Annotated in this window: 18 protein-coding genes and 1 other RNA gene; 11 read left to right on the top strand and 8 right to left on the bottom strand. The window is 50.9% G+C overall.

The genetic code is table 11. The features are described 5' to 3' along the window. Positions 1 to 59: 59 nt before the first annotated feature. A complete protein-coding gene (locus ACO0LK_RS20340) occupies positions 60 to 644 on the top strand; it encodes a hypothetical protein (protein WP_422978252.1) in 585 nt (194 codons plus the stop codon). A 267-nt stretch (positions 645 to 911) separates the two neighbouring features. Here ACO0LK_RS20340 and ACO0LK_RS20335 read toward each other — a convergent pair whose 3' ends face one another. From ACO0LK_RS20335 to ACO0LK_RS20320, 4 genes are all read right to left on the bottom strand, one after another. After that, positions 912 to 1,535, bottom strand: coding sequence for an SCO family protein (locus tag ACO0LK_RS20335; protein WP_422978250.1), 624 nt, complete (start codon positions 1,533 to 1,535; stop codon positions 912 to 914). Further along, entirely contained in the window at positions 1,532 to 2,353 is an 822-nt protein-coding gene (locus ACO0LK_RS20330) for a formylglycine-generating enzyme family protein (RefSeq protein ID WP_422978248.1), read from the bottom strand. The genes ACO0LK_RS20335 and ACO0LK_RS20330 overlap by 4 nt, the downstream gene beginning before the upstream one ends. A 39-nt stretch (positions 2,354 to 2,392) precedes the next feature. Beyond that, positions 2,393 to 3,892 carry a copper-containing nitrite reductase gene (nirK, locus tag ACO0LK_RS20325; RefSeq protein ID WP_422978246.1) on the bottom strand — a complete coding sequence of 500 codons (1,500 nt, stop codon included), beginning with the start codon at positions 3,890 to 3,892 and terminating at the stop codon, positions 2,393 to 2,395. 195 nt (positions 3,893 to 4,087) lie between these two features. Continuing rightward, complete coding sequence (locus ACO0LK_RS20320; protein WP_422978244.1) at positions 4,088 to 4,549, bottom strand: RrF2 family transcriptional regulator; 462 nt, start codon at positions 4,547 to 4,549, stop codon at positions 4,088 to 4,090. A 307-nt stretch (positions 4,550 to 4,856) separates the two neighbouring features. Here ACO0LK_RS20320 and ACO0LK_RS20315 point away from each other — a divergent pair, with 307 nt between their 5' ends. From ACO0LK_RS20315 to ACO0LK_RS20305, 3 genes are all read left to right on the top strand, one after another. Beyond that, the gene (locus tag ACO0LK_RS20315) at positions 4,857 to 7,145 is read left to right on the top strand and encodes a nitric-oxide reductase large subunit (protein WP_422978242.1); all 2,289 of its coding nucleotides are present in this window, start codon (positions 4,857 to 4,859) and stop codon (positions 7,143 to 7,145) included. Between the two features lie 185 nt (positions 7,146 to 7,330). Further along, positions 7,331 to 7,594 (top strand): DUF2249 domain-containing protein, encoded by a 264-nt coding sequence (locus ACO0LK_RS20310; protein WP_422978240.1) that lies wholly within the window; start codon positions 7,331 to 7,333, stop codon positions 7,592 to 7,594. Between the two features lie 321 nt (positions 7,595 to 7,915). Next, positions 7,916 to 8,257, top strand: coding sequence for a hypothetical protein (locus ACO0LK_RS20305; protein WP_422978238.1), 342 nt, complete (start codon positions 7,916 to 7,918; stop codon positions 8,255 to 8,257). 15 nt (positions 8,258 to 8,272) lie between these two features. Here the strand turns inward: ACO0LK_RS20305 and hemN are convergent, their stop codons facing one another. The 4 genes from hemN to trxA form a co-directional block, all read right to left on the bottom strand. Then, entirely contained in the window at positions 8,273 to 9,670 is a 1,398-nt protein-coding gene (hemN, locus tag ACO0LK_RS20300; RefSeq protein ID WP_422978236.1) for an oxygen-independent coproporphyrinogen III oxidase, read from the bottom strand. A 67-nt stretch (positions 9,671 to 9,737) separates the two neighbouring features. After that, positions 9,738 to 10,430: a Crp/Fnr family transcriptional regulator gene (locus ACO0LK_RS20295; RefSeq protein WP_422978234.1), complete on the bottom strand. Its 693-nt coding sequence runs from the start codon at positions 10,428 to 10,430 to the stop codon at positions 9,738 to 9,740. Between the two features lie 213 nt (positions 10,431 to 10,643). Beyond that, positions 10,644 to 11,906, bottom strand: coding sequence for a transcription termination factor Rho (gene rho / locus ACO0LK_RS20290; protein WP_110257254.1), 1,263 nt, complete (start codon positions 11,904 to 11,906; stop codon positions 10,644 to 10,646). A 235-nt stretch (positions 11,907 to 12,141) separates the two neighbouring features. After that, entirely contained in the window at positions 12,142 to 12,468 is a 327-nt protein-coding gene (gene trxA, locus ACO0LK_RS20285) for a thioredoxin TrxA (RefSeq protein ID WP_186948515.1), read from the bottom strand. 299 nt (positions 12,469 to 12,767) lie between these two features. Between trxA and ACO0LK_RS20280 the strand changes: the two genes are divergently transcribed. The 7 genes from ACO0LK_RS20280 to ybiB all read left to right on the top strand — a co-directional run bounded on the left by ACO0LK_RS20280 (position 12,768) and on the right by ybiB (position 21,547). After that, a complete protein-coding gene (locus ACO0LK_RS20280) occupies positions 12,768 to 15,563 on the top strand; it encodes a PD-(D/E)XK nuclease family protein (RefSeq protein ID WP_422978232.1) in 2,796 nt (931 codons plus the stop codon). Further along, positions 15,563 to 18,937 (top strand): UvrD-helicase domain-containing protein, encoded by a 3,375-nt coding sequence (locus ACO0LK_RS20275; RefSeq protein ID WP_422978230.1) that lies wholly within the window; start codon positions 15,563 to 15,565, stop codon positions 18,935 to 18,937. Before ACO0LK_RS20280 ends, ACO0LK_RS20275 begins: the two co-directional genes overlap by 1 nt. 58 nt (positions 18,938 to 18,995) lie before the next feature. Continuing rightward, entirely contained in the window at positions 18,996 to 19,214 is a 219-nt protein-coding gene (locus ACO0LK_RS20270; RefSeq protein ID WP_186948517.1) for a DUF904 domain-containing protein, read from the top strand. Positions 19,215 to 19,225: 11 nt separating this feature from the next. Beyond that, a complete protein-coding gene (locus ACO0LK_RS20265; RefSeq protein ID WP_422978330.1) occupies positions 19,226 to 19,537 on the top strand; it encodes a cell division protein ZapA in 312 nt (103 codons plus the stop codon). 67 nt (positions 19,538 to 19,604) lie between these two features. After that, a non-coding RNA gene (ssrS, locus tag ACO0LK_RS20260) (6S RNA) lies at positions 19,605 to 19,783 on the top strand. A 295-nt stretch (positions 19,784 to 20,078) separates the two neighbouring features. Beyond that, positions 20,079 to 20,540, top strand: a complete 462-nt coding sequence (locus tag ACO0LK_RS20255) for an EVE domain-containing protein (RefSeq protein ID WP_422978228.1) — start codon at positions 20,079 to 20,081, stop codon at positions 20,538 to 20,540. Positions 20,541 to 20,584: 44 nt separating this feature from the next. Beyond that, positions 20,585 to 21,547 carry a DNA-binding protein YbiB gene (gene ybiB / locus ACO0LK_RS20250; protein WP_422978328.1) on the top strand — a complete coding sequence of 321 codons (963 nt, stop codon included), beginning with the start codon at positions 20,585 to 20,587 and terminating at the stop codon, positions 21,545 to 21,547. Positions 21,548 to 21,565: the final 18 nt, after the last annotated feature.

The raw sequence follows: 21,565 nt of genomic DNA, 5'->3' as shown, positions 1-21,565 counted from the left end.
GTGTTTAGGTCAACACGCCCTGGTACAAAATACTCCTAACACTGCATAAGGACTTCATCATGAAAACGACATTTATCCCTTTGTTATTAGCAGGTTTGTTGACGGGCTCTGTATATGCCCAAAGCGTCAGCACTGATGTACAGCGCAATGTCAGTCAGCAAACACGAATAGAAGATGGTTTGAAGACAGGCCAGTTGACGACCAAAGAAGCTGGCAAGCTGGAGCGTGAACAGACTGCGATAGCGCAGGAAGAACATAAAGCCCTCAAAGACGGCAAATTGAGCGCTGGCGAAAAAGCAAAAATTGACAGAATGCAGAACAAGGCCAGTGCCGATATTCGTGCGGAAAAACATGATGTGCAAACCGGCAACCCGAATTCCGTATCCAGCAAACGCATGCAGGCCGATGTGCAAAGAAATGTGAGCCAGCAACAGCGTATAGCAAACGGCGTCACGAACGGTGATCTGACCAATCATGAAGTCGCCAAACTCGAAAAGGGGCAGGCCCGGGTCGAACATAAAGAGGCTGTTGTCGCCAAAAATGGACACGTCAGTGCGGCTGAACAACATGTCATTCAGCATGCTGAAAACCACCAGTCCAAAAAAATCCACAAAGAAAAATCGGATGAGCAAGTACGCGGGTGAAATGTAAAGCAGTTGATGAAAAAAGCCAGGCACTGAAATCAGTGCCTGGCTTTTTTTGGGGAACTATTGGGTAATGATTTAAGGTGTGTGATTAGTACTCTAGTGGACTGTAACAGTTGAAATAGAGTGTCTTCCACTTGCGCGACGATCATGGCTGCGTTGCAAATGCTCGCGATAGTTCACTATCGCTACGCCCAAGTGTTAACCTTGCCTTGCCCTGATCGCCGGGCAAGCGTCTTTCACTTCTGTTTCAACTGTTACAGTCCACTAGTTGTTGAGTGCCGATTTTATTGTCTTTAAAAATTCGTCATCCACGGTTCCCAAGGTGCCGCTACGGGCGAGAATGCGACCATTTTTATCCAGTAAAATCAGGGCGCTAGTATGGTTGAATTCACCACTTTCCATTTGGCGATACTGGATATTCAATACGGCGGCCAATTGCCGGACGGATTTTTCACTGGTGCGTGCCAATACCCAATGCTGTTTGTCAAGCTCCCGCGTTTTTGCAATGGATTGTAAGGTAGTGACATTATCCCTGGCTGGATCAAGTGTCACCAGCAAGATGGACAAACGGGATTTTTCTTTTTCATCGAGTTTTTTCTCTAACATCCTTATCGTGTCTATCAGCATGGGGCATACATATTCGCATGAGTTATAGAACATGCTGGTGATCACGATATTTCCTGCCTGGCTCGCCAGTTTGAATTTATTGCCTTGCTGGTTTTCAAGTGTGATCGGCAATTGGTACACCGAATCACCCGGAAAAGCCTGTGTTTGTTTTGCGGGTTTTGTTGGTTCAACGGTGCCTGCCTGCGCATTAAACGCACACAGGAAGAGGATGGACGTGGCAGCAATTGTTCTGCGTATATTCAATGCTAGTTTCATTTTCATTTTCTTTCTTCCATTCCATCCCGGGCGCACCGGAATCCAAGATTGTCGGTGGTGCTGGCACCAGTCAGCGAAGACAGCAAGGCGACCCGCATCAAGATGGCATAGTTTTCTTTGTTTTGCAGACTGATGGCCCCGGCACCACAGAATTGCAATTTGTCCGGATCACCCTGGGTGCGACTGTCAGCGCTGATCAGCAAGGCATTAAAGTCGCTGACCCATTCCCATATCACGCCGTGTATATCTTTGACGCCATAATAATTGGGTGCATGGCTGATTTTGTTTGACGACTGATCCGACGATTCTGAATACCAGGAAAGTATGTGTGCCCTCCATGCAGGATCACTGCGGGCATCGGCATGTTGTTCGTCTGCTGCGGCGACCAGTTCCCATTCATACCAACTGGGCAATCGCGCATTTTCAGACTCGCAAAAAGCCTGTGCTGCATGCCAACTGACGCTGGTGACTGCACGCGTCAATTTTTGCATATCACCAGTTTCTCCTGGCGATGCCCATGAGTGCAGGTAGCTGGCGTCAGCAAAAATAGAGGGTACCTGATCTCTCTGCCATTCAGGTTGTGTTTGCAGAAATTGCTGGTATTCACCATTGGTGACGGGACTGACACGCATTGAGAAGGGCTTGATTTTTGCCTTGTCTTTAACGTCAGGCCCTGACAATACACTGGCGAGCTGGCCACCGGGAATCGTTACATAATCAGTTGCATTGGCGGCTGGTGCAGAGAGCAAAAAAACTGCACTCAACAAAACCTGCCTATATGTTGATTTGCTTTCGCACCTGCACCAATTTGTCATAGCCGCCATGAAGTGAATACCGCTCATTTGATCGTATTGATGATGTGATTAATGTGCCGCTGCCTTTACCGGTACGGCCCTGGCGCGTTCTGTCTTGACGTCACTGGCTTGCACGCGGCCACCTTTGTTACCCCAGCTATTCAATACATAGGTCAGGATATTGGCAACTTCATCATCATTCAATTGATTCATGGCAGGCATGACGGAATCAAACTCTTTCCCATTGACGGTGACTTTGCCAGTCAAGCCGCGTAACAGCACGCCGATTGATCTTTGTGGATCAGCATTGAGATAGTCTGATTGCGCCAGCGGAGGGAAGACACCGGGCAGACCCGCGCCATTGGCCTGATGGCAGACAGAACAGGTACCTGCGAACAATTGCCCACCCGCATTCACCTGATCCTGTACCGTCAGCGTACCGCTTTCAGCAGCCTTGGTCGCGGTACTGACTGCTGCCAGATTGGCTTGTGCACGATCACCCAGATAAACTGAATCCAGCTCTTTACCTGAATAGATATCTTTCTTGGCAGGGCCATCCACTTTCATGATGGCCAGTGCACCCTTATTGAATGCGCGGAAAATAGAGTGATCAACCAGTACATAGCTGCCAGGCACTTTGGTCTGGTATTCAACAACAGCAGCTCCACCAGCCGGGATGAGTGTAGTTTGTACATTTTTTTGGAAATTGCTACCGCCCTCAAAACGTACTTTATCGAAGATAGCACCAATCACATGGAAGCTTGACACCAGGTTAGGTCCACCATTGCCGACAAACAAGCGAATTTTTTCATCTGTCTTTGCAGTCAATGCCTTGTCACCCGTCATGGAACCTTCGGCACCGTTGAACAAGACATAGGTCGGTTTTTCATCTATGGCTTTTTCCATGTCGAAGGGCTGGTAGCCTTTTTCACGGTATTTTCCCGTAGTGTAGAAATCGCCTTGCATGACATAGTATTCATGGTCTACAGGTGTCAAGCCCTGTGGTGGTTCAACAAGGATCAGGCCATACATGCCGTTGGCAACGTGCATGCCGACAGGTGCCGTTGCGCAGTGATATACATAGATGCCTTCATTGAGTGCCTTGAATGTAAATTGTGATTCATGGCCCGGCGCGGTGAAACTGGATGATGCACCACCGCCAGGGCCAGTCACACCGTGCAGATCGATGTTGTGTGGCATTTTGCTGCTGGGATGGTTTTTCAGGTGGAATTCCACGGTGTCACCCTGGCGTACGCGGATGAAACTACCGGGAACAGTGCCACCAAAGGTCCAGAACATATACTTCACACCTTCGGAAATAGCCATTTCCTTCTCCACAACCTCTAGTTCGACAATGACTTTTGCCGGATAGTTGCGGTGTATTAGTGGCGGTACATTAGGCGGGCTGGTGAGCACTGCGTGAATGGGTTTGCCTTGAGGGGGGCCAAAATCGCTGGAAGCTTTGCCGCTTTTAACGTCTGCGGCATGCGCTGACAAAGTCAGGAAGAGGGAAACGCATAGTATCCGTGAGGCTACGGAAGCAGAGAATCCTCTGAGCATGTCTTTCATATGAGCACCTTTTTATGTGAAGGTCGGAAACTTTGGGAGACAAAATATCGTCGATACTCACAATACTGGTGTATTTCTCAAAAATCCTTGATTTGCAATAAGAAGGCAGAGGTTTTCCCGGGAAGGGATCATTTTTCTGGCATTTGTTGATGTATGTCGTTGAAATGGGTTTGCTGTCCTGTCCCGTGCTGGGCTTTATTTTCGTTTTTCTTTACTGGCGGGGAAAATCTGTATTTTCCCGGTACTATTTTTTTGCGTAACCGGAACAAAATCTGCCAGTGTTACGGCATCAAGCACAGAGAGATACGAAGCGGTTGCTTTGCTTAGCACCCCTTTTAAATTGCATGCATCAGCATAGGTACAAGTGTTGCTATTGCGGTCAAAACACTCGGCCATATAAAAATCGGATTCGGTATTGCGCACCACGTCACCGATATTGATTTTTTCTGGTGGCAGATTCAGTTTCAAACCACCATGACGTCCACGTATGGTTTCCACTTTATTTGACATTCCCAATTGATGGACAACCTTGGTCAGGTGGCTCTTTGAAATGTTGTGCAGCTCTGCAATTTCCTGGATGGTCACCAGTCTATCCTTATGTTGTGCCAGATAAATCAGGGTGCGCAATGTGTAGTCGGTAAATGCGGTTAATCTCATGTCGAGTCCAAAAGCCTGTCAATACAATTGAGAGTAGATGGTCTGTGGCAGCGCCATCTCTCTATGATCTATTAAGATCTATTAAGATATATATAGTATAGATGTTTACACTCCTTGCCTGACTTATCCGGAAAATTTGATCTTCATCAAGGGTTTTACATTAAACATTCATTTTGTTTGTATCTTTAAATACGTGTATATAAAATGAATCTTTAATGAATCAAGCTTGCTTCATCAACAGAATCACATCAGGTGAATCAAGCTTGGGTCAGCAAACTCTTTCAATTCACCAATAAGGAAACACGCCATGCATGCCACGCGTAAACTCTGGACTTGGCTCGCCGTCATCTGTGTCTTGTCTTTTGCCGTCTTGGGCTGGGTAGGCACAGAAATTTATCTGACTGCGCCGCCTATCCCCAAACAAGTTGTCAGTGCCGAAGGCACTGTCTTATTTTCAGAAGGTCAGGTCCAGCGTGGTCAGGAATCCTGGCTGTCTGCTGGTGGGCAGCAATTGGGTACGGTATGGGGGCACGGCAGTTATGTAGCACCAGACTGGTCTGCCGATTGGCTGCATCGCGAATCGCTGGCCTTGCTGGAAATATGGGCGCAAAAAGAATCACAGACATCGTTTGATCAACTGGGCCAGGGACGTCAGGCAGAGTTGAAAGCGCGATTGAAAGACGAAATGCGGCGCAATACCTATAACTCCGCTAGCGATGCGATTATCGTCAGTGCCGAACGTGCAAAGGCAATCCAGCAGGTTGCCCAGCATTATATTGCCCTGTTCGGTAACGATCCTTCACTGGAAAAACTGCGTGAACAATATGCGATGAATCGCGGAACCTTGCCAGACCCGAAGGATTTGCAAGCACTGCCTGCATTCTTTTTTTGGTCTGCATGGGCGGCTGCCACTGACAGGCCGGGTGCTGCTGATCTGAGTTATACCAGCAATTGGCCACATGAACCGCTGGTGGATAACACGCCGACTGCCGGTGCAGGTATCTGGTCTGTCGCCAGTATCATACTGATGATTGCTGCCATTGCAGGCATGATTTTTTATCATTCCATCAGCAAGGAAGAAGCTGATCCGGTGCCACCCAAAGCCGATCCCCTGTTTGACCTGAAGCCAACGCCGTCCATGCAGGCAACCAGGAAATATTTTTATGTTGTCATTGGCCTGATATTGGCGCAAGTTGGCATGGGTGTGATTACTGCCCATTATGCTGTTGAAGGACATAGTTTCTTTGGCTTTCCTCTGGCAGACATTCTTCCATTTACTGTCAGTCGCACGATACATACCCAATTTGCCGTGTTGTGGATTGCCACTGCCTGGCTGGCGACGGGGCTGTATATAGCGCCTGCAATTTCAGGTCATGAACCGAAGTTTCAAAAGCTGGGTGTGAATGTCCTGTTCTATGCCTTGCTCTTTATTGTTGTTGGTTCTACCGCATTTGGCTGGTTGGGTAGTCTGCAACACAAAGGCAATGAATTCAGTTTCTGGATCGGTAATCAGGGACTGGAATTCACCAGCATGGGCCGGGTCTGGCAAATACTTTTATTCATCGGCTTGCTGTTCTGGGTGACCTTGCTGGGACGTGGCTTATTGCCCGCACTGAAAAAACCGTCTGAGAGCCGTGGCTTGATTGCAATGGTATTTCTGGCTGCGATGTGTATAGGTGCTTTTTATGCCACATCGCTGACCTGGGGACCACACACGCATTATTCGATGATCGAGTACTGGCGCTGGTGGTTGGTGCATCTGTGGGTAGAAGGCTTCTTTGAGGTGTTCGCTACCGCAGTCATTGCCTTGTTGTTTACCCGCCTTGGCTTGATACGTGCAGCAACGGCGAACAGTGCGATTATTCTGGAAACGATTGTTTTCCTGTTCGGTGGAATTTTGGGAACGCTGCACCATTTGTATTTCACAGGAACACCTACTTTTGTTATTGCCATAGGTGCCATGTTCTCGGCGCTGGAAGTGGTACCACTGGCAATGATAGGTGTGGAAGCTTTCCGTAACTATCAACGTTCAAAAGCTGCGCCCTGGGTGCAAGCGTACAAATGGTCGATACTGTGCTTTATTGCAGTAGGGTTCTGGAACACCGTTGGTGCAGGCTTGCTTGGCTTCTCTATCAATACGCCGATTGCCCTGTATTACATGCAAGGTCTGAACATGACAGCTGCGCATGGTCATGCTGCACTGTTTGGCGTCTATGGCATGCTTGGTATCGGGCTGTTGCTGTTCTGCTTGCGGGGTTTGTCTGATCGTGCTGTTTGGTCAGACAAGTTATTGCAAGCGATGTTCTGGCTGCTCAATATAGGGCTGGCAATGATGGTGTTTATGTCGCTGGTGCCAGCAGGAATTTATCAGGCTGTGGCAAGTATCACCAAAGGCATGTGGTATGCACGTTCACCAGAGGTCATCCACTCGCATTTCATGGAAACCCTGGTCTGGATGCGGGTTCCCGGCGACATCGTATTTTCGATTGGTGTCGTTTGCCTAGCAGTGTTTGCATTGCGTTTGCTGACTGGTAAGAAACGTACACAAACCCGTCTTGCCGATATTGCCTACGCCAAAGCATCTAACAAAGCTTAGTCGTTCGTTCAAGGGGGGGCAGAAATGGCCCTTCCCCTTTTTTATCAATAGGACTTACGCAAAATCGCCCCAGCAAGGCGTAGCGACGAAGACAGTACGAATAGTACGGCTAGTAGCTGCAACGCAGCTGGGGCGATTTTGCGTAAGTCCTAATTAATTTGATCTATATTGAAAGGAGTCCTGCCATGGCTCATGATTGTTCTATTCCTGTTGTTGCCGAAGGTGTCTATGAATTTGATGCGCGTGGCGTTGCCAAGCGTTTTCGCCATGCAGCAATCTTTGGTGCCTTGTCTGCATTAAAACCAGGGGAAACCATGCGTTTTTGCAATGACCATAATCCTTTGCCGCTGCTGGCGCAAATCGATCATCATTATGGTAATGCTGTAAAAATGGCTTATGTTTCCAATGAGCCCGGAGAGGTTATTATTGATTTTCATGTAACAACATAAACAGGACTTACGCAAAATTGTCCCAACAAGGCTAACGCCTAAGGAAACCTCCCCGGCAGGGGAGGTTCATTACGTCGGCAGACAGCATGCTGTCCGAAACCCCGACTACACCGCAGCGACGAAGACAATACGAATAGTACGGCAAGGAGCTGCAACGCAGTGGGGGCGGTTTTGCGTAAGCCCCAATAAATTGAGTTGAAGAGGCTGACCCATGTTGGATGCTGTCGATAGCAAAAGCCTGGATTCAGTCTCTTTCAATGCGGTAAGCTGATCACATAATTTCAATCCCTGATACCTGATTGCAATGCGAGGAGAAATGAAATGGCTACACCCCATTTACGCTCAGGGGAAATGACCAACTTGATTGCGCCTGATGAGCAATTCTTGATGCTACCCGCTCACGCCTTGTTTAAAGACACGCATCTTGAAGTCATACACATGAATTTGGCAGAAGGAAAGAGCCTGCCTTCACATCAGGTTAATGGCCCCATCACCATACAATGCCTGTCCGGCGATCTGCAAGTTGGATTGGAAGCCGGAAACAAAACCATGCGGGCCGACGACCTGCTATATCTTGCCGCCGATTTACCGCATGCCATGCTGGCTGTTACCAATGCCTCTTTTCTGGTGACGATAGTGTTGCTGAAAACTGTTGCGCGATAAGCCCGAAGAAGTTCCTTAAATCAGTTTGGAATAAGTCGCAGTCGTTACTTTTTTTAGGTATTTATCAAATACCATGGCAATGGCACGAACGAATAAGCGACCCTTGGATGTTACGCTGATCGTTGTTGGCGTGATGGTGAGGAATCCAACTTCTTCATATTGGCGCAATTGCGCAATTTCTTCGGAAAAATAAGCAGGAAATTCAATCTGGTGGCTTTGCTCAATATCTGCAATATGCAGTGGCATGCTGCACATCAGGCGCATGATGATCTCGCGACGCAACAGATCATCTTTATCGACTTCTATACCTCTTTCTACTGGCAGGCGGTCTTCATCAAGCAGGTGATAATATTCCTTGATCGTCCGCACGGCCTGGCAATATGAATTGCCTACTTTACTGATTGCAGATACTCCAAAACCAATCAGATCACAATCAGCGCGGGTTGTATACCCCTGGAAGTTTCTATGTAAACTTTGGTCCAGCTGTGCCTTGTTTAATTCATCATCCGGTTTGGCGAAATGATCCAGGCCGATATACACGTAGCCAGCATCCAGCAAGCGCCGTGTTGACATCATAAAGATTTGCAGGCGATCTTCGGCTGACGGCAAGTCACTTGCAATGATTTGTCGTTGTGCCTTGAAGCGACTGGGGAGATGGGCATAGTTATAGAGTGCAATCCGGTCCGGTGCCAAAGCGATCAGGCTATCCAGAGTACGTTCAAAACTTGCCAGGTTTTGCTTGGGCAAGCCGTAGATGAGATCCGCATTGACCGATTTAAAATGGGTTTTCCGGCTTTCTGTAATCGCCGCCTCAACCATGTCGAATGGCTGTATCCGGTTCACTGCCTGTTGCACTGCCGGGTCAAAATCCTGCACGCCAAAACTGTTCCGGTTAAACCCCAGTTCTGCCAACAATGCCAGGGTTGCTGGCTTGACGGTGCGTGGATCAATTTCTACCCCCAGTTCGGCATCATCAGTAAACTGAAAATGCTTGCGTATGATGCGCATCAATTGGCGCAATTCGTCGCCACTGAAAAAAGTTGGTGTCCCACCGCCCAGATGCAATTGCCCGGTCATGCGGTCGGGGCCAATTCTGGCAGCCACAAGTTCGATTTCTTTTTCCAGATAACGCAGATATTCTGTGGTCCGGCTATGGTCTTTGGTGATGATTTTATTACATGCGCAAAAATAACAGAGTGACTCACAGAATGGCAGGTGAAAATAGAGCGACAGCAGCGGATTGCCAGTACCTGACTTGCGTTCTTCGAGATAGTGGATATAGCTTTGTTCGTTAAAACTATTATTGAAACGGTCTGCGGTTGGGTATGAAGTGTAGCGTGGACCAGCCTTGTCAAAGCGTCGTATCAATTCTTCGGAAATCTCAATTTCGCCGGTCTGTGTTTGTGTTGTCATCATTTTCTTTCTATTGCTGGTCGCAAAATATCTGCGCACACCCGCTCACATCATGGGGGTAGGGGATTCAATGCAACGCAGGTACGTTTTGCTGGTATGACTTCAAGGCATCTGCCGAGCCTATATGTATCGTCGAGCCACAAACCTTGATCAGGTTTTCATCGCGCAGTTGGTGCAGGACGCGGGATAAGGTTTCGGGTGTCAGGTTGAGCAAGGATGCCACCAGATGTTTTTTCAACTCCAGCCGGACCTCATTCGTGCTTTGCATTGCTGATGTCTGTAGCAGGTAGTCGATAACTCTTTGCGACGCATTCTGTAGGGAATAGCGCTCAACATTACGGATAAATCCGAGCAGGCGAAAAGACAGACCCGCCATCATCTGGCGCGAAATCGCCGGGGACCTGTCAAGCAATTGCAGTAGTGCTTTCCTTGGTATCTTGAGTAGCAAGGTGCTTTCCAGTGCTTCTGCGTGGAACGGATAAGGTTCATCCAGGAACATCATGGCTTCACCGAAGCTTTGGCCAGGACGTATTAATTCCAGAACTTTGTCGTTTCCCTGTGGTGACGGGATGCTGAGTTTGATGAGTCCGAATACAACGATATAGGTATGTTCGGCGATATCGCCCTTGCGAAACAAGGTCAGACCTTTGGCAAGATCGATCTTGCCGACTTCTTTTTGCAATTCGCTTAGTTCTATGGCCGTAATATTATGGAATAAGGCATGATTTTCCAGTAAGCCAAGTACATTTAATTTCGCCATCACCGATCTCCGACAAACTGATTATGATCAAGTGTAGAAGCGATCAGAGCTAATGCCTATCCGCCAAGTGGACTAGTGCCTGAAGGCAAATGGGTGGGTGACTCGATGCCGTGACAAGCAAAGGGGAAAGTGAATTGTTGTCATATAGGTAACGCTCATAAAAAAAGCCGTCACAAAAGTGACGGCTTGTCAGCCCAAAAACAGGAGGGGAACTTATCCGCCCCGACGCATCATTTCAAAGAACTCTGCGTTGTTTTTCGTGGCCTTCATCTTGTCGAGGATGAACTCCATCGCTTCGATTTCATCCATGCTATACAGCAATTTGCGCAAGATCCAGATCTTCTGCAGCTGATCCGGCTTGATCAGCAATTCTTCACGACGGGTGCCGGATTTGTTGAGGTTGATGGCTGGATAGACGCGTTTTTCGGCAAGGCGGCGTTCCAGGTGGACTTCCATATTGCCTGTGCCTTTGAATTCTTCGTAGATCACATCATCCATACGGCTGCCGGTTTCGATCAGTGCCGTGGCGATAATGGTCAGGGAACCACCTTCTTCGACATTACGTGCAGCACCGAAGAAGCGTTTTGGACGTTGCAGCGCATTGGCATCCACACCACCGGTCAGTACCTTGCCAGATGCAGGGATGACGGTATTGTAGGCGCGCGCCAGACGGGTGATGGAATCCAGCAGGATGACCACGTCTTTTTTCATTTCGACCAGGCGCTTGGCTTTTTCCAGCACCATTTCAGCGACTTGTACGTGACGGGTGGCGGGTTCATCGAAAGTCGATGCAACCACTTCACCGCGTACGGAACGCTGCATTTCTGTTACTTCTTCCGGACGTTCGTCGATCAGCAAAACGATCAAAGTAACATCAGGATGATTGGTGGTGATCGCGTGTGCTACGTGTTGCAGCATGACGGATTTACCGGATTTGGGTGATGCCACCAGCAAACCGCGTTGGCCACGACCGATAGGGGCAATCATGTCGATGATGCGGCCGGTGGTATTTTCTTCGCCGCGCATTTCGCGTTCGAGTGTCAATACCTTGTTCGGGTGCAACGGTGTCAGGTTTTCAAACAGGATGCGGTGCTTGGACGCTTCCGGCGATTCGCCGTTGACCTTGTCCACCTTCACCAGTGCAAAATAGCGCTCACCATCTTTGGGAGTGCGTACTTCACCTTCTATCGAATCGCCAGTGTGCAGGTTGAAACGGCGGATTTGAGAAGGGGAAATATAGATATCGTCAGTGGATGCCATATAGCTGGCATCGGGCGAGCGCAGGAAGCCAAAGCCATCAGGCAATACTTCAAGGGCGCCATCGCCAAAAATTTGTTCGCCTGATTTTGCACGTTTTTTCAGGATCGCGAACATCAATTCCTGCTTGCGCATACGCGCAGCGTTATCGATATCGAGTCCGATGGCCATCTCCAGCAAAGCGGATACGTGTAAGGCCTTTAATTCAGATAGATGCATGGTGAGTGTCCCGGGATGGGATTATGAGGTGGGGGAGTGAGCGGAGGAACTACAGAATAAACAGGATAGAAAGAAGTTCTGTCGTGGTTTAAATTTTAGTTTGAACTCGGGTCTAAATTAATCGCAACCGGGTAATGGGTAATTACCGCGAAGCTGTATTTCACATGCAAGCGCCGTAAGTAAAGTTCTTTTAGTTCTTTTACTTACGGTGTTTGCTTCAGACCGTGATAATACCTTAAATATTACTGTCAATGAAAGTGGTTAATTGCCCTTTTGCCAGCGCGCCAACTTTTTGCGCTGCAGCAGTACCATTTTTAAACAAAATCAGGGTAGGGATGCCACGAATGCCGAATTTGGCTGGAACAGCCTGGTTGGCATCAACGTCCATCTTGGCAACGATGATTTTGCCATTGTATTCTTTGGCAACTTCTTCCAGGATAGGGGCGATCATCTTGCAAGGGCCACACCATTCGGCCCAGAAATCGACCAGGACTGGTACATTGGAATTGATTACGTCAGCTTCGAATGAAGCATCGCTTACATATTTGATGTTTTCGCTCATGGAATCCTCAACGAGAGGGAAAAATTAAGGGGGTAACAGCGCCACTGAATGTCGGTCTATCGAACAGCGCCGCATTCTGGTATGAATCTGGGGGTGATAATCACGAATTCAATGGTATTGAACAGTGTATCAGCATGACTACAACAAGAGTCGGGCGTGGCTGGCTATGCGGTGATAATAACCTATTTTTAAATAAAGTGTGATGCCCGCAGCTAAATTGCCTATGCTGTCGCATAGTATACTTGCTCTACAGACAAAATTCATCTTTGCTTATTACTGTACTTATTACTACCCTCTCTATGCTGCGTCCACCCGAACTGATTCCTGCTTCTCCTGATTTTTGGCCCCGGCTTGCACAAGCCTTCCTGCGTATGGCCAGGGCCGAGGGCTGGGGACTGGAGCAGGGACGTGATTATTCCGCCGTGCGGATAGTGGTGCCTACTTACCAGCATGCCAATTCGCTGCTAAGGGCATTGGGTGCCAGTTTGCAGGGGAATTTTATTCCGCCACGTATCCATACCCTGTTTGCTCTGCTTGAAATGCAGGCGCCCGATAGCCAGGGCCAGCCAGGTACAGATGCCAGTGAGCGTTTGATGGGTTTATATGCCGAATTGCGGCAACACCCATGGTTGAAGAAATTATTCGGGGCGCGCAGCAATACTGATTTATTGCCGCTGGCACAGACTCTGTTGACCCTGTCTGACGAACTGACCGCCGCCCTGTTGCCGCTTGCGGTCAAGGGCAGTGCTACCAATAGAACTGCGGCCAACAAGGCAAAGCTGGAACGCGAATGGCAGGCGGCGCTGGCACAGTTGCCTGCACCGGCGCAGGCCATGCTGTCAGAAGAATCGCAACTGGTGTGGTCAGTCTGGCAGGGGCAACTGGATGGCAATGACCCCATGCTGCAACGCTATGGCCGCCTGATGCAACTGGCCAGCCAGGCCGCCGAGCCTTTATTGTGGATCAGCCCGACAGCACCAGATGCGATGGAAGCAGCGTTTTTGCAGGCATGGGCAAAAAACCAGACTGTCATGCAATGCACGCTGGACTGGCGCGCCGAAACCCTGCCGCAACCGTATTACCATGCCTGGCCGGGTTTGCAGGATGCAGGCGGCCCCAGCCATCAGCAAGCCCTGACGGAATATGTGGATACCTCGCATATACGTCTGTGCTGTGCCGCCTCGCTGGAAGATGAAGCCGTACAGGGCGCACAGACCATCATCAACTGGCTGCAGGCGGGCAAGCAAAATGTGGCCGTGGTGGCGCAGGACAGGGTGGTGTCGCGCCGCATGCGTGCGCTACTGGAAAGAGCACAGATCATGGTCGCCGATGAAACTGGCTGGAAGCTGTCAACCACCCGCGCTGCTGCCGCCATCGCCGCCTGGCTGGAAGTGGTGGCAACACGTGCCGATACCATGACCCTGCTGGATTTTCTGAAATCACCTTATGTGATCTGGAAAGACAGTGAACAGGATACAGAATTAGCCGATGCTGATGTCGAAAGCCGCGACAAGGCTGACATCGTTATGCGTATAGAAAGCGTGCTGCGGCGCGCGAATATTCTGGGTGGATGGGAGGCAGTATTGTCTGCGCTGGATGGGGCACAGGACACGGTGGCAGCGCGCCGCTGGCTGAGAGCGATTGCCAGGCAGGCGAATCAGTTCACAGGTCGTCGCAGCCTGCCGGAATGGTGCGCGCTTAGCCTGCAGTCTTTTTTTGATCTGTCCATGTTCAATGCCTTTCAGGCTGATCCTGCCGGCGCGCAGATTATCCAGCTACTGCAAAAAATGCAGATGTCTTGTGAAGACATGAAAGCCGGGTTCACTTTTGCAGAATGGCGCTCGCTGATGAGTCTGCAAATGGAAAGCACACCCTTTGTCGTTACCCATGCCGACAAGCGGGTAGTGATGCTGCCTTTGAATGGTGCCCGCCTGCGGTCTTTTGATGCAGTCTTGCTGGTTGGCGCCGATGCCCGGCACTTGCCGTCTCAGGCCAGCGAGGTCTTGTTCTTTGCCAACGCCGTGCGGCGTGAATGCGGTCTGGAAACACGCGAATCCCGTCAGCAACAGCAGTTGAGGGATTTTGCCGAACTGCTGTTAAGCAATACCGATGTGGTGCTGTCCTGGCAGGGCAGTTTGAATGGCGAACACAATCCCGTCAGCCCCTGGCTGGAACAACTGGGCCTGACGCTGGAAAGAACTCAGCAGGCTATGCTGGATAGTCTGCCGCTGGCCTTGCCTGTCACGTGCCTGCCAGTTTTGCCGCAACAAATGCCGGCACCATCCGCCGCAGCACTATTGCCAACCAGCCTGTCTGCCAGTGGCTATACCAGTCTGGTGGTGTGCCCTTACCAGTTTTTTGCCGGCCGCATGCTGGGGCTGAGTGCCATGGATGAATTGTCCGACATGCCTGAAAAACGGGATTATGGCGACTGGCTGCATGCAATATTGAAGCGCTTTCATGAACAGCTGAAAACCGCCATGCAGGAGCAGGGCCAGGAGCAAGGCCAGGTGGACAAAGAAGCCTTGTTAAGATCAGTGTCTTCTGAATTTTTTGCTGATGTGCTGCAAAAAAGCCCGGCAGCACTGGCCTACAGTGTGCGCTGGGAAAAGGTGATACCTTCTTACATTGCCTGGGTGCAGGCGCGTGAAGACGATGGCTGGCAATTTGATATGGGTGAAATCAAGGCGGAGAAAATGCTGGAATGGTCAGGCGGGAGCCTGACCCTGAAAGGGCGTATAGACCGTATCGACAAACATCAGAGTGGTGAATTGGCTGTGCTGGATTACAAGACAAAAAATGCCAATGATTTGCGCAAGCGCCTGAAAGATGGGGAAGACCATCAGTTACCGTTTTATGGCCTGCTGACGGAATTGCCGGTCAGTTCTGCCAGCTATGTCGCGCTGGAGCTGAGTCAGGGTAAAACCGGACAAACCGATGCCGACGACTTTGAGCGCTGGGTGTCTGAGCTGGCGCAGTCAATCAGGAACAGCATGGCCGCCCTGCAGCAGGGTGCAGCCTTGCCTGCTCATGGGGTAGAGCAGGCCTGTCAATATTGCGAGATGCGTGGTCTGTGTCGTAAGGGAGCATGGTAATGACGGACATGACATCTGCCACATCTGCCACATCAAGCACATCTACCATCCAGGCTACACATGCCTATGAAATTGACGGTGCAGCGGTTAGCCATGCACAGTTCACGGGGGCTGCCTGCAATCCGCGCCATAGCGTAGTGGTGGAAGCCTGTGCCGGTAGCGGCAAGACCTGGCTGCTGGTATCGCGCATGTTGCGCCTGCTGCTGGCGGGCGCGGAACCCGCAGAGCTGCTGGCCATTACCTTTACCCGTAAAGCGGCGCAGGAAATGCGTGAGCGCCTGATGAGCCTGCTGCATGAACTGGCCTTGGCCGATATCGCCCAGGTACATCAATTGCTGGCAGAGCGTGGCGTACAGGAAGCCGAAATGCCACAACTGATACCGCTGGCGCGCAGTCTGTATGAAAAGGTATTGTCCAGCCCGCAATCCCTGTCCATGGATACTTTCCATAGCTGGTTCGGGCGCTTGCTGCAACTGGCACCGCTGGCTTCCGGTGTGCCGCATGGCTTTAGCCTGGTCGAAGCCAGTGGCGACATACAGCGTGAAGCCTATGGCCAGTTGATGCAGATGATCGCCCGGGAAGAACATATTGAGATCAGGGAAGCACTGCTGTTTCTGTATCAGGAAATCGGTGATTTTACTGCCCGCGAAATGCTGGAAGCATTTCTGGACAAACGGGCAGAATGGTGGGCATCAAACCAGGCATCCGATGCTGGCGATCCGCTGCAATGGTTGCAGGATTTATGCGGGGCCGATGCCTACCGCGATGCCCGTCTCAGCCTGTGGGAAGATGCCGGTCTGTATGACCGCATCAGCAAACTGGCGCTGATTCTGGGACAGGGTTCGAAGCAGAATCAGGGTAATGCAGTCAAGATTGAACAGGGGCTGAGTGAAGGGCCGTCATTGCCAGCGTTTGAGTTATTGTGTACAGGCTTTTTTGACAGCCGTGGTTCTGCACGTTCACACAATACCAAAGGTAAGGCATTGCTGGTATCCATAGACAAACATCTGGGACCAGACCATGTACTGGCATTTGAAGATGAATGCCAGGCCATCGTGGATGCATTGAATTCCCTGCAAAAACGCAGCGCTGAAAAAATGGTGCTGCAACTCAATGAAGCTCTGTTCAAGGTCGGTGCGGCTTATCTGGATTGTTATCAGGACTTGAAATCAGACCAACGGGTTTTTGATTTTGCTGACCTGGAATGGCAGGCCTATCGCTTGTTGAGTAATGATGAATATGCCGCCTATCTGCATAGCCGGCTGGATTCACGCTACAAGCATATCTTGCTGGATGAATTCCAGGATACCAATCCTTTGCAGTGGGATATCGTGCAGGCATGGTTGTATGCCTATGGTGATGATGCATCCCGGCCTACGGTATTTATTGTGGGTGACCCCAAGCAATCGATTTATCGTTTCCGGCGCGCCGAACCACGGGTGTTCACCGCAGCCCGCACCATGCTGGCACAGCAGGGAGCCAGGGTCTTGCGCACCAACCAGACCCGCAGGAATGCACCTGCAATCGTCAGCATGTTGAACCTGAGTATGCGCGGCAACCCCCTGTTTGCAGCGCAGACTACGGCGTCTGATCAAACCGGCGATGTCTGGCGTTTGCCACTGATAGGTATAGATACCGCAAGCGTCGAAGGCACATCACCCGATGCTGCCGATGCTGCCAATGCTGATATGGTGGCTGTGACCAAAGGACGTTTCCCCTTACGTAATTCACTGACGACCCCGCTGGAAGAGGCTGAAAACCTGCAACGCTATGAAGAAGGGCGTCAGCTTGCACAAACTCTGCTGGAACTGCGTGCGCAGCAGGGAGCAGATACTTTCCAGTGGTCGGAAGTGATGTTGCTGGTCAAGCGTCGCACCCATCTTTCTGCCTATGAAAAAGCATTGCGGGAAGCGGGCATTCCCTTTGTATCAAGTCGTCGTGGTGGTTTGCTGGATGCGCTGGAGGTGCTGGACCTGATTGCCCTGCTGGGCTTTCTGATGACGCCGGGGGATAACCGGGCGCTGGCGCATGTCCTGAAATCACCCATCATGGCTGCCAGTGACGCCGACCTGATGCTGATGGCCCAGGCAGATGGCACAACCTGGTGGAAGCGTCTGCAAGCCTGGCATGGACATGCAAGCCACGATAATCCGCGTTTGCAGCGAGCCTGCAGCCTGCTGCAACAATGGATGGAAGCTTCCCGCTATCTGCCGGTACATGATTTGCTGGACCGCATCCTGCATCAGGGCGATGTGCTGCAACGCTATGCCCAGTGTGTGCCGGCAGCGCAGCGTTCACAGGTGACAGGCAATATCCATAGCTTTACTGAACTGGCATTGAATCTGGATGGCGGACGCTACCCCAGTCTGCCAAAATTTATCGCGGCTCTGCATGCCCTGCGCCGTGCCGGTGACAGTGATGCGCCGGATGAGTCTGCAGTGGACAGTGCGGCCGATGCCTTGCGCATTTTGACCATACACAGCGCCAAGGGACTGGAAGCAAATATCGTGGTGATGCTTGATACCAATCACAGCGAATCACTGAAAGACAAGATTGGTGTCCTGTGCCAGTGGCCTTTACAAGAGGGGGAGACACGTCACTTCTCCGTCTTTGGCAAGAAAGACCAGCGTGGTGCCGCGCGTGACCACTTGTTTTTGCAGGAGGAACGGCAGGCCATGCAGGAAAATTGGAACCTGCTCTACGTCGCAATGACCAGGGCCAGGCAATTATTGATCATCAGTGGCGTGGTCAGCGGCAAGAAACAGGCCAACCCCAGCTGGTATGGCTATCTGGAAGGTGCAGAACTGAAAACCCCAGGTGCAGGCATGCAGACTTTAGGTAGTCATACTAGTGCAGAATTCAGCCTGGCTGTGTTTAACCCGCCTGCCATGCCGGTTGCGGACCTGGAGCCAGAAACCGTCAGCGACGAGCAGATTGAGGGTATCGCCCTGCATACTTTGATGGAACGTCTGACCAATCCTGGCCAGCCCTGGCCAGTGGTGTTGCCGGCAGCAGAGACCATAGCCGCCTGGTTACCCTGTGCGACCAGCGTCGCCCAGACCATACGGCAGCAGGCAGAAGGTATTTTTGCGAACACACAGTTGCAGAAATTTTACGATAGGGCTGGATTCGAGTATGCACGCAATGAAATGGATGTTTTGGTAGACCAAAAATTGATGCGGTTGGACCGCGTGGTGGTTTTTTCTGATACGGTATGGGTGCTGGATTACAAACGTCAGTTATTGGCTTTAGAGGAAACTGTCTATCGCAACCAGTTACAGGCCTATGTCAGTGCCTTAAAGCCGGTATTTTTCAATAAAAGTGTCCACGCCGCACTTATTTTGAGCGATGGCAGCATGCGAGAACTGCTCTGAAGGAAAATTTACTCGTATAATTAAAGGCTGAGTTCCAGATCCTTACTACCGAGACATGATGATTTCCGATTTCGAATTGCTTGCAGAAAAAGTAGCGCGGCTTGCCGAGCTGGCTCATGCCTTACGCAGCGAAAATGCGGGGCTGAGGAATGACGTGACGTCCCTGACGACGCAAAATGCAGACCTGCAACAACGCATGCATCAGGCGCACGATCGTGTTGCTGCCTTGCTGGCCCAATTGCCAGCCGAGGTATTGAATGACAAGGAAGCAGCATGAGCGAAGCCAAACTGATACAGGTCGACGTCACCATCATGGGGCAAAGCTATAAGCTGAGTTGCAAGGAGGGCGAAGACCGTGCCCTGCGTGAAGCCGCTGCCTATCTTGACGGCAAGATGTCGACCATACGCGATGCGGCCAAGGTCAAAGGCAATGACAGGATTGCTGTCATGGCTGCACTGAGCATGACGACCGAGTTGCTGGCAACCAAATCACCCGAGGGCCCGCTCTCTGGTATGTCATTGGCAGAAGTCAAGCAAAAGATTAATGACATGCACGAGACCATGGATCACGCGCTGACCCCACAAGAAAAACTATTTTGATTGCATCCGCTATTATTTAATTTAATCAAAATAGCTGGCAGAAAACTGCCATTTGGGGTTACACTTTAGATCCCTACCGTGTTCGCCAATGCCATATATTCCTTGAACCATTTATGTGCATAGGCCGTGGAAATTGTTCGATTGGTGTGAGCGTCGCTAGTCCGATGAACCCGAAGTTGAACTGACTGTGGCCAACTTGAACCGCCAGGTTCAGGATGCCGGCATAGCGGCATCGGTGGGGACTTATATCAGAACGGCTGTCATTCAATGACAGCCGTTTTTCTTTGCCTGTCTATTTTTTCGCGATATTGCTGATGACGGCATGTGATCGTATGACCTCTGTCACTTCCGGTATTCACACGGAGCATATAGCCGTCATGTTCTGATGTAAGGGGGGAGAACGTTGTTCTGGATTTGGTGGGCACGCGCGGGAGACTGTCTGCAAGAGCGTGCGGCTTATTTCTGTCCATCCTTGTGCCTTGAATGAAAAAACATTAAGAAATGTGCGACAATTTCCTTTTGATTTTTCAACTATTCTGCCATGGCCTATTGGTTAATGAAGTCTGAACCGGATGAGATCAGCATCGATGATGTGCTGGCGCTGCCCAGCATCCCCTGGTTTGGTGTGCGCAATTACCAGGCGCGCAATTTCATGCGCGACGGCATGCGTGTCGGTGATGGCGTGCTGTTCTATCATTCCAGTTGCCCTGAACCTGGTATCGCCGGTCTGGCTGAAGTGGCCAGCACGGCTTACCCGGATCACACCCAGTTTGAAAAAGACAGCAAATACTTTGACCCCAAGGCTGCGCAGGAAACCCCGCGCTGGATGATGGTGGATGTCAAGGCCAAACGTAAAACCCGTTTGCTGAGCCTGGCCGAACTCAGGACCTATCCGCAATTGGAAAACATGACGGTGCTGCAAAAAGGCAGCCGTTTGTCGATTACCCCGGTAACGGCGGATGAATGGCGTTTCATCCTGAAACTTTTGGAGAAAACGGTTTGAAGTTCTTGCCATTTAACGCTACCAGCGCCACAGACCTGACAGACATGGCCGAGCCCCTGGCTGCCGCCAAATTCATCAAAGAGATAGGGCGCGGCAAGGATGGTGCACGCAGCATGACACAGGCCGATGCCGCCACCTTGTATACCGCCATGCTGGCGGGCAGGGTTTCTGACCTGGAGATGGGCGGAATCTTGCTGGCCATGCGAATCAAGGGCGAATCGATAGAAGAAATTGCAGGTTTTTTGCAGGCAGCGCAGCCGTATATGTTGCCCATGCAGGCACCGGCAGGCAGCGCTTATGCACCAGTCATCATTCCTACGTATAACGGAGCACGCAAAAAAGCCAATCTGACGCCTTTGCTGGCCTTGCTGCTGGCAAAACGTGGCGTGCCGGTACTGGTACATGGGGTTCGTACCGACACGGGTCGTGTCGCCACTGCTGAAATATTCCAGGCTTTGGGTTTGCCCCTGGTAACGACCGCAGAACAGGCGCTGGAACAGATGCAGCAACTGCAGCCTGCCTTCATGCCGGTTGATGTCTTGTCGCCTGCCATGGCCCATTTGCTGAGCCTGCGGCGTATTCTGGGGGTGCGCAATTCCACCCACACGCTGGTGAAGATCTTGCAGCCTTTTGCTGTGCCGGCCCTGCGCCTGAGTTCCTACACGCATCCGGAATACCTGATCATGCTGAAAGACTATTTTTCAGGTTGCGCACCGGTTGAAGCCGGTGATGTCTTTTTGATGCGTGGTACCGAAGGCGAAACCGTTGCCAGCACCGGACGCGCACAACAAATAGACTGGTTCCATCAGCGGCAACTGAGGACTCTGGTGCCCGTGCAACAAGAACCCCTGGCGGAAGTGCCACAGGTGCCCGAAAGCATTGAGGCAGCTACCACCGCGGCCTGGATACGGGCCGTGCTGGCAGGTGAAGTTGCCGTGCCAGAGAATATCGCTGCCCAGGTCGAGCATTGCGTCACGGTGGCGCAATCACTGCAAGAACAGACGTAACCCCCCGACTTAAAACCC

Source organism: Undibacterium sp. Ji49W (assembly GCF_049340205.1).
GTDB lineage: Bacteria > Pseudomonadota > Gammaproteobacteria > Burkholderiales > Burkholderiaceae_D > Undibacterium.
The sequence above is the reverse complement of the archived record's forward strand: the minus strand, read 5'-3'. Positions and strand labels throughout refer to the sequence as shown.